The following is a 6,361-nucleotide window of genomic DNA, read 5'->3' as shown; positions in this document are numbered from 1 at the left end:
GGCTTCCCGCCGATGGATCAGGACACCTATCTGAGCGCCATTCACGCCTATGCCGAGCGGTTCGGGCTCAAGGCGCCGGATCTCGATCGCCGCGCCCTGCAATGGTCCACCCAGCGCGGCGGCCGCTCCGGTCGCGTGGCCTGGCAGTTCATCCGTGATCTCGGCGGCGAACTCGGCGTCAAGCTACCGGGGTGAGCCATCCCTCGCGGGGGAGGTGGTCGGCAAGCGACCGGAGGGGGAAGTCCTGTCAAGCCCGCCGCCTCCCTCTCCGTCGGCTACGCCGACACCTCTCACATCAGGGAGAGCATCGAAGAAAAAGGCCCGCCTCTTTCGGGGCGGGCCTTTTCGTCAGCGTGGGAGCACCAGACCCGGATCGACCGGCTTGGCCTTGTCCTTGACCGTGGGCGCATAGCGCATCTCGAAGTGCAGTTGCGGCTCGTTGACCCCGCCCGTGGCGCCGACCGAGCCGATCTGCTCGCCCTGCCTGACCTGCTGGCGCATCTTGACGTTGGCGGCGGAGAGATGGGCGTAGGCCGTCACCCAGCCGTCCGCATGCTTGACCAGGACCAGGTTGCCAAAGGTCGGAACCTGGTTGCCGGCGTAGGCCACCTCGCCGTCCGCCGCGGCCAGCACCGGCGCGCCCTGCGGCGCCCGAATGTTGACGCCGTCGTTGCGCTGGCCCGTTCCCTTCACCCCGAAATCGGAAATGACCTCGCCCCGCAGCGGCCAGGCGAACTTGCCCTTGCCCGAGGCGATGATCTCGGCCTCGGTCGGGGCGTTGCTGCTCTCGATGATCGGGCGCGACGAAGCGGGCGGCGGCGTGATCGGCTGGGCGGCCACCGGCGCGCTGGGACGCGGGTAGCTGGGCGTGTACGGAACCGGGCTGGACGGGGTCGAGGGCGTGGACGTCGAGGGACGCGTCGGCGCGGGCGTCGGCGTTTCGACGCGGGCGTAGCTGTTCGACGGTTCGGCCGGCGCGGGCTTGGACACCGTCGTCGTGGTCTTGATCGGGCCCTTGTCCTTGTAGCCGTCCGGCAGGCGGATCTTCTGGCCCTTCTTGAGCGTGGCGCTGGTCCGCAGGTTGTTCTCGGCCGCCAGCGACTTGACGCTGACATTGAAGCGCTTGCCGATCTCGGCCAGCGTGTCGCCCGTCTGGACGACATAGGCCTTCTGCTCGGTGGCCGGGCCCTTGATCTTCTGGCCCAGGCGCAGGGTCTGGCCCTTCTTGATCTTATTGTCCTCGGCCAGGTCGTTGACGTTGACGTCGAAGCGCTTGGCGATCGAGGTCAGGGTGTCGCCCGACTTCACCGTGTGGACCTGACGCGGCCCGGCGATCTCCACCACCGCGCCGGTGACGCTGAGAGACGTGGTGCTCACGGTCGTGGGTTCGGCGGACGCGGTTTGGCGCGACGGCCGCGAGGACGAGCCGGAGCGGACGGGCGTGGGTTCGGCCTCGGTCTCGGCGACGTCGGCCTGCGGCGCGGGCGTCCCGGGGACGACCGTCGTGGTCTTGAGCGGACCCTTGTCCTTGTAGCCGTCGGGAAGGACCAGCTTGCGCCCCTTCTTGATCGACGCGCCCGTCGACAGGTCGTTCTCTTCGGCCAGGGCCGCGGCGGTGACGCCGAAGCGCTTGGCGATCGCGAACATCGTGTCGCCGGTCTGGACGACATAGGCCTTCTGCTCGCTGGCGGGGCCGCTGATCTTCTGGCCCAGGCGCAGGGTCTGGCCCTTCTTGATCTTGTTGGTCTCGGCCAGGTCGTTGACGTTGACACCGAACTTCTTGGCGATCGAGGTCAGGGTGTCGCCGGACTTCACGACATGCACCTGCGGCTTGCCCTCCGCGTCGACCACCGGCCCGGTCACGGTCGTGGTGACGACGGTTCGCGATGGCACGGGACGCAGGACCGCTCGCGGCGCCGGCTCGGGCGCGGCGCGGACGGGCGCTGGCGGCGGCAGCTCGGATTGAGTGACCGGGGCCAGGGGCTGGCTCTGGATCGGCGCGGGCGGCGGCGGGGCCAAGGCGACGGCGTCCGTCTCGGTCGCGGTGTTGGGCGTCGGGGCGGCGGCCTGGGGGGCCGGCGGCTGGGTGATGGGGAAGTTGGGCGTCGGCATCCGCATCGCGGGCGACGGCCCCTGGCCTTCGCGCGCCGCGTATTGCGGGGTGGTCGCGCAGGCGGAGAGCGTTCCAGCCGTCAGGGCGATCACCGCCGCTTGCGTCCACAACTGCCTCATGACGTCTCCTTTCCCGCCGGGGCCCCTCACAAGGCTCCGTCAGGGTGAATCAACCCTTAACACCGAAGGGCGCGAACCTCGCGCCCTCCGCACTCACTGATCCTTGGCGACGCCGGCCAGCAGCGGCACGAACCGCACGTCGCACAGGATTTCGACCCGGAAGCCCCCTTTGCCGTCGCCCGCGTAGCGGCGAAGGCTCTGCACAGGCCCCTTCCCGATCGGCGCGACCAGCACGCCATTGGGTTTCAGCTGCGAAAGCAGCCTCTTGGGATCATCTTCGGCCGCCGCCGTGACCATAATGCGGTCGAACGGCGCCTGTTCGGCCCAGCCTTCGCCGCCATCGCCGAACTTGGTGATGACGTTGGTCAGGCCCAGCTTGTGGAAACGCCCCTCGGCTTCCTTCATCAGGGTCCGATAGCGCTCGATCGTGTAGACCAGCCGCGAGACCTTGCTGAGGATCGTGGTCTGGTAGCCCGAGCCCGTGCCGATCTCCAGGACTCGCGAGCGCGGCTCCACCGTCAGGGCCTGGGTCATCAGGCCGACGATGAACGGTTGGCTGATGGTCTGGCCGCAGGCGATCGGCAGGGCCGAATCCTCCCACGAGCGATCCTTGAACAGGTCCGGCGTGAACAGGTCGCGCGGCGTGGTCTCGATGGCCTTGAGCACCTGGGGATCGGTCACCCCCTGGTCGCGCAGAGCCTGCATCAGGCGCGGCAAGTCGGCCTTGGCGTTCTCGGCGGCCTTGGTCGTCCCTTTGCTCATGCGCCGGACCAGATGTCTTTGGAGATCTTCGGCGGGGCGCCGCCTAGCACGCCCTTCAACTTGTGGACCGTCTCGTGGTGCGTCAGGTCGATGTGAAGCGGGGTGACGGAGATGCGCCCCTCATAGACCGCGCGCAGGTCGGTGCCCTCGGCCGGCGTCGACGGCTTGGCCGTGAAACCCATCCAGTAGTAGTCGCGGCCGCGCAGGTCGCTGCGCTTTTCCATGTGGCGCAAGTGGCCGTCGCGGAAGCCCTGGCGCGTCACCTCGACCGCCGAGATGTCCTCCGGGGGCAGGGCCGGGAAGTTGACGTTCATGATCACGTCGGCGGGCCAGCCTACCTCCAACAGGCGCTGGACGACCCCGGGACCGAACGCCTCGGCTGTTTCCCAATGGGCGACGATCTCGTCGTGGAAGTAGTCCATGGTCTGGGACAGGGCGATCGATGGGATGCCCAGAGCCATGCCCTCGATGGCCCCGGCCACCGTGCCCGAAAGGGTCACGTCCTCGGCCAGGTTCTGGCCGCGATTGACGCCAGAGAGCACCAAGTCCGGCTTGCCCCCCGGGATCAGCTGCTGCACGGCCATCATCACGCAATCGGTGGGCGTGCCCTCGACGGCGAAGCGGCGCTCGTCCAAGCGGCGTACGCGGATCGGATCCGACAGGGTCAGCGCCCGGCTGGCGCCGGACTGCTCGTACTCCGGCGCGCAGATCCAGACATCGTCGCTCAGCGCGCGGGCGATCGTCTCCAGGGCGGTGAGCCCCGGAGCATGAATGCCGTCGTCGTTGGTGAGGAGGATCCTCACGCGGCGTCCCCGATGTGGGTGATTCCGCCCATATAGGGCTGCAGGACCGCCGGGATATGGATGCGGCCGGCCTCGTCCTGGTAGTTCTCCAGCACCGCCACCAGGGTGCGGCCGACAGCCAGGCCCGAGCCGTTCAGGGTGTGGACGTACTGCGTGCCCTTCTCGCCGGCCTTCTTGAAGCGGGCGTCCATGCGGCGGGCCTGGAAGTCGCCGCAGTTCGAGCACGAACTGATTTCGCGATAGGTGTCCTGCGACGGCAGCCAGACCTCAAGATCGTAGGTCTTCCGCGCGCCGAAGCCCATGTCGCCCGTGCACAGCAGCATGGTGCGGAAGGGCAGCTCCAGCTTCTTCAGGACCGTCTCGGCGCACTCGACCATGCGCTCGTGCTCGGCCTCGGACTGGTCGGGCGTGGTGATCGAGACCAGCTCGACCTTGTAGAACTGGTGCTGGCGGATCATGCCGCGCGTGTCGCGGCCCGCCGACCCAGCCTCGGCCCGGAACGACGGCGTCAGCGCGGTGAGGCGCATGGGCAGCTCTTCCTCGGCCAGGATCTGCTCGCGGACGATGTTGGTGAGCGAGACCTCTGCGGTCGGGATCAGCCAGTAGTTATCCATCAGAAGGTCGACCACCAAACTGGCAGCGGCGCCCTCCTTACCTTCCACCCATTCCCGAACGCCTTCGGGGAAACCCTTCAAGCCAACGAATAGGTCGTCAGCGAACTTGGGCAACTGGCCAGTGCCATACAGTGCATGGTCTTTAACCAACAGCGGCGGAGAGACCTCAGTGTAGCCGTGCTCGACCGTCTGCAGGTCCAGCATGAACTGGCCCAGCGCGCGTTCGAGCCGCGCGATCTCCTTCTTCAGAACCACGAAGCGCGCGCCGCTCATGCGGGCGGCGGCCTCGAAGTCCATGCCGCCCAGGGCCGCGCCCAGGTCGACGTGGTCCTTGGGCGCGTTCAGCTTGCCGGCCGGCAGGGCCTTGGCGTCGCCCCAGCGGCGCTGCTCCAGGTTACCGGTCTCATCCTCGCCCGCGGGGACGTCGGCGGCCGGGATGTTGGGCAGGCTGGCGAGAAGGTCCTTCAGCTTGGCGGCGGCGATGGCTTCTTCTTCCGAGGCGGCGGCCATGATGGTCTTCAGCGTCTCGACCTCGGCCATCAGACGCGCGGCTTCGGCCTCGTCCTTCTTGGCCTTGGCCATGCCGATCAGCTTGGAACTCTCGTTGCGCTTGGCCTGGGTCTCCTGCAGCGCGGTCTGGGCCGCGCGCAGCTGGGCGTCCAGCTTGATGGCCTCGGCGGCCGCGCCCGACCGCCCCTTGGCCGACCATGGGCGGTCGAAGGCTTCGGGATTGTCGCGAATGGCCTTGATGTCGTGCATCGAACGCAAGCTCGGGAGAGGCGGAGGGAAACGCCCTCTCTAAGGCGCGTCGGCGGGGGCGCCAAGCTCTCCACGCGGTGTCGCGTCCTCTCAACGGCATCGTGATCCGGCGCGGCGTGGCCACGCCCGCCAAAGCGCCCCCCTAAGCCCCGAGAAACCGAAATGGGCGACCGAGCGGCACGGGTAAGATCGAACAATCTCGCCGTGAAATCCGCACCTCGGGCACGAATACGCCAAGTCCTAACGCGAATTAGGCTCGCTTCTGCACCCCAACTTAATGCCAAACGACGAAAAGGCCCGCCCAATTCAGTACGCGTTCTTTTCTAGCGGCCCTCCCCGGCCCTCTCGATCATTCAAAGGATTTCGACGACCATGAAGACGTTCGCCGCTTTCGCCGCCCTCGCCATCACCGCCGCCATCGCCGTTCCGGCCGGCGCCGCCACCAACGAAGTGCGCGTCTCGATCGCCAACAAGAACTCGGTCCAGATCGAGAACGAGATCAAGGCCGGCGCCGCCACGGTTTGCGCCGCCAGCCCGAAGGCCTACGCCGACGCCTGCGTCGACAGCGCCCTGATCAACGCTCACCGCCAACTGGCCTCGATCCTGCGCGCTCGCGAAGCCGGCAAGGCTCCGGCCGCCGAGACCGTCTCGGTCGTCCGCATCTCGCTGAAGGGCAAGACCCGCGACCAGATCCACGCTGAAATCCGCACGGCCGCCGCGACCGTCTGCAAGGCCCAGCCGAACTTCAGCGTCGTCACCTACCAGGCCTGCGTGACCGACACGGTCCGCGCCGCCAAGGCCCAGCTGCAAGCCCGCATGGGCGACGCCGCCTAAGCTTCACTCGCGTATTTGAGTGTTGGAAGAGGCTCCGCGGCTCAAGTCGCGGGGCCTTTTTCTATTGGAAATCCCCCTCAAGGGGGAGGAAGCCTTCTTAGACGCCCGCCTCGGCTTCTTCGTCTTCGCGCCTGCGGCGTCGCTCGATCAGCCACACGCACCAGATCGAGATCTCGTAGAGCAGGCACAGCGGCACGGCCAGGGTGATCTGGCTGATCGGGTCGGGCGGCGTGACGATGGCGGCCACCACGAAGACGGCGACGATCGCGTAGCGACGGCCCGCCCGCAGCATCTTGGAGTCGACGAGCCCCGCCAGGCCGCCCAGCGACAGCACCACCGGCAGCTGGAAGCTGAGGC

At 67.8% G+C, this 6,361-nt stretch carries 7 protein-coding genes; 2 read left to right on the top strand and 5 right to left on the bottom strand.

Features of this window, described 5'->3' with window-relative positions:
• The coding region (locus tag VJ655_RS17745; RefSeq protein WP_324113372.1) for a DUF815 domain-containing protein at window positions 1-195 on the top strand (195 nt) is incomplete at its 5' end.
• Between the two features lie 153 nt (window positions 196-348).
• Here VJ655_RS17745 and VJ655_RS17740 read toward each other — a convergent pair.
• The 4 genes from VJ655_RS17740 to serS all read right to left on the bottom strand — a co-directional run bounded on the left by VJ655_RS17740 (window position 349) and on the right by serS (window position 5,170).
• On the bottom strand, window positions 349-2,232 hold the full coding sequence (locus VJ655_RS17740; protein WP_324113369.1) for a LysM peptidoglycan-binding domain-containing protein: 1,884 nt from the start codon (window positions 2,230-2,232) through the stop codon (window positions 349-351).
• 93 nt (window positions 2,233-2,325) lie between these two features.
• Entirely contained in the window at window positions 2,326-2,994 is a 669-nt protein-coding gene (locus VJ655_RS17735; protein ID WP_324113367.1) for a protein-L-isoaspartate(D-aspartate) O-methyltransferase, read from the bottom strand.
• Window positions 2,991-3,797 carry a 5'/3'-nucleotidase SurE gene (gene surE / locus VJ655_RS17730; RefSeq protein WP_324113365.1) on the bottom strand — a complete coding sequence of 269 codons (807 nt, stop codon included), beginning with the start codon at window positions 3,795-3,797 and terminating at the stop codon, window positions 2,991-2,993. Before surE ends, VJ655_RS17735 begins: the two co-directional genes overlap by 4 nt.
• A complete protein-coding gene (serS, locus tag VJ655_RS17725; protein WP_324113363.1) occupies window positions 3,794-5,170 on the bottom strand; it encodes a serine--tRNA ligase in 1,377 nt (458 codons plus the stop codon). The genes surE and serS overlap by 4 nt, the downstream gene beginning before the upstream one ends.
• Before the next feature lie 372 nt (window positions 5,171-5,542).
• Between serS and VJ655_RS17720 the strand changes: the two genes are divergently transcribed.
• A complete protein-coding gene (locus VJ655_RS17720) occupies window positions 5,543-6,004 on the top strand; it encodes a hypothetical protein (RefSeq protein ID WP_324113361.1) in 462 nt (153 codons plus the stop codon).
• Between the two features lie 97 nt (window positions 6,005-6,101).
• On the opposite strand, the gene VJ655_RS17715 is transcribed toward VJ655_RS17720, so the two are convergent.
• Window positions 6,102-6,361, bottom strand: a 260-nt coding sequence (locus VJ655_RS17715; RefSeq protein WP_324113359.1) for a twin-arginine translocase subunit TatC, incomplete at its 5' end; no start/stop codon positions are given.

Source organism: Caulobacter sp. (assembly GCF_035254145.1).
Classification (GTDB): domain Bacteria; phylum Pseudomonadota; class Alphaproteobacteria; order Caulobacterales; family Caulobacteraceae; genus Caulobacter.
Note: the sequence above shows the minus strand (reverse complement) of the source record. Positions and strands in the feature narration are given on the sequence as shown.

Bases quoted from the DNA above. Each gene is read 5' to 3' on its own strand.
- VJ655_RS17740 (WP_324113369.1), bottom strand. From the start codon at position 2,232: ATGAGGCAGTTGTGGACGCAAGCGGCGGTGATCGCCCTGACGGCTGGA.
- VJ655_RS17735 (WP_324113367.1), bottom strand. From the start codon at position 2,994: ATGAGCAAAGGGACGACCAAGGCCGCCGAGAACGCCAAGGCCGACTTG.
- serS (WP_324113363.1), bottom strand. From the start codon at position 5,170: ATGCACGACATCAAGGCCATTCGCGACAATCCCGAAGCCTTCGACCGC.
- VJ655_RS17720 (WP_324113361.1), top strand. From the start codon at position 5,543: ATGAAGACGTTCGCCGCTTTCGCCGCCCTCGCCATCACCGCCGCCATC.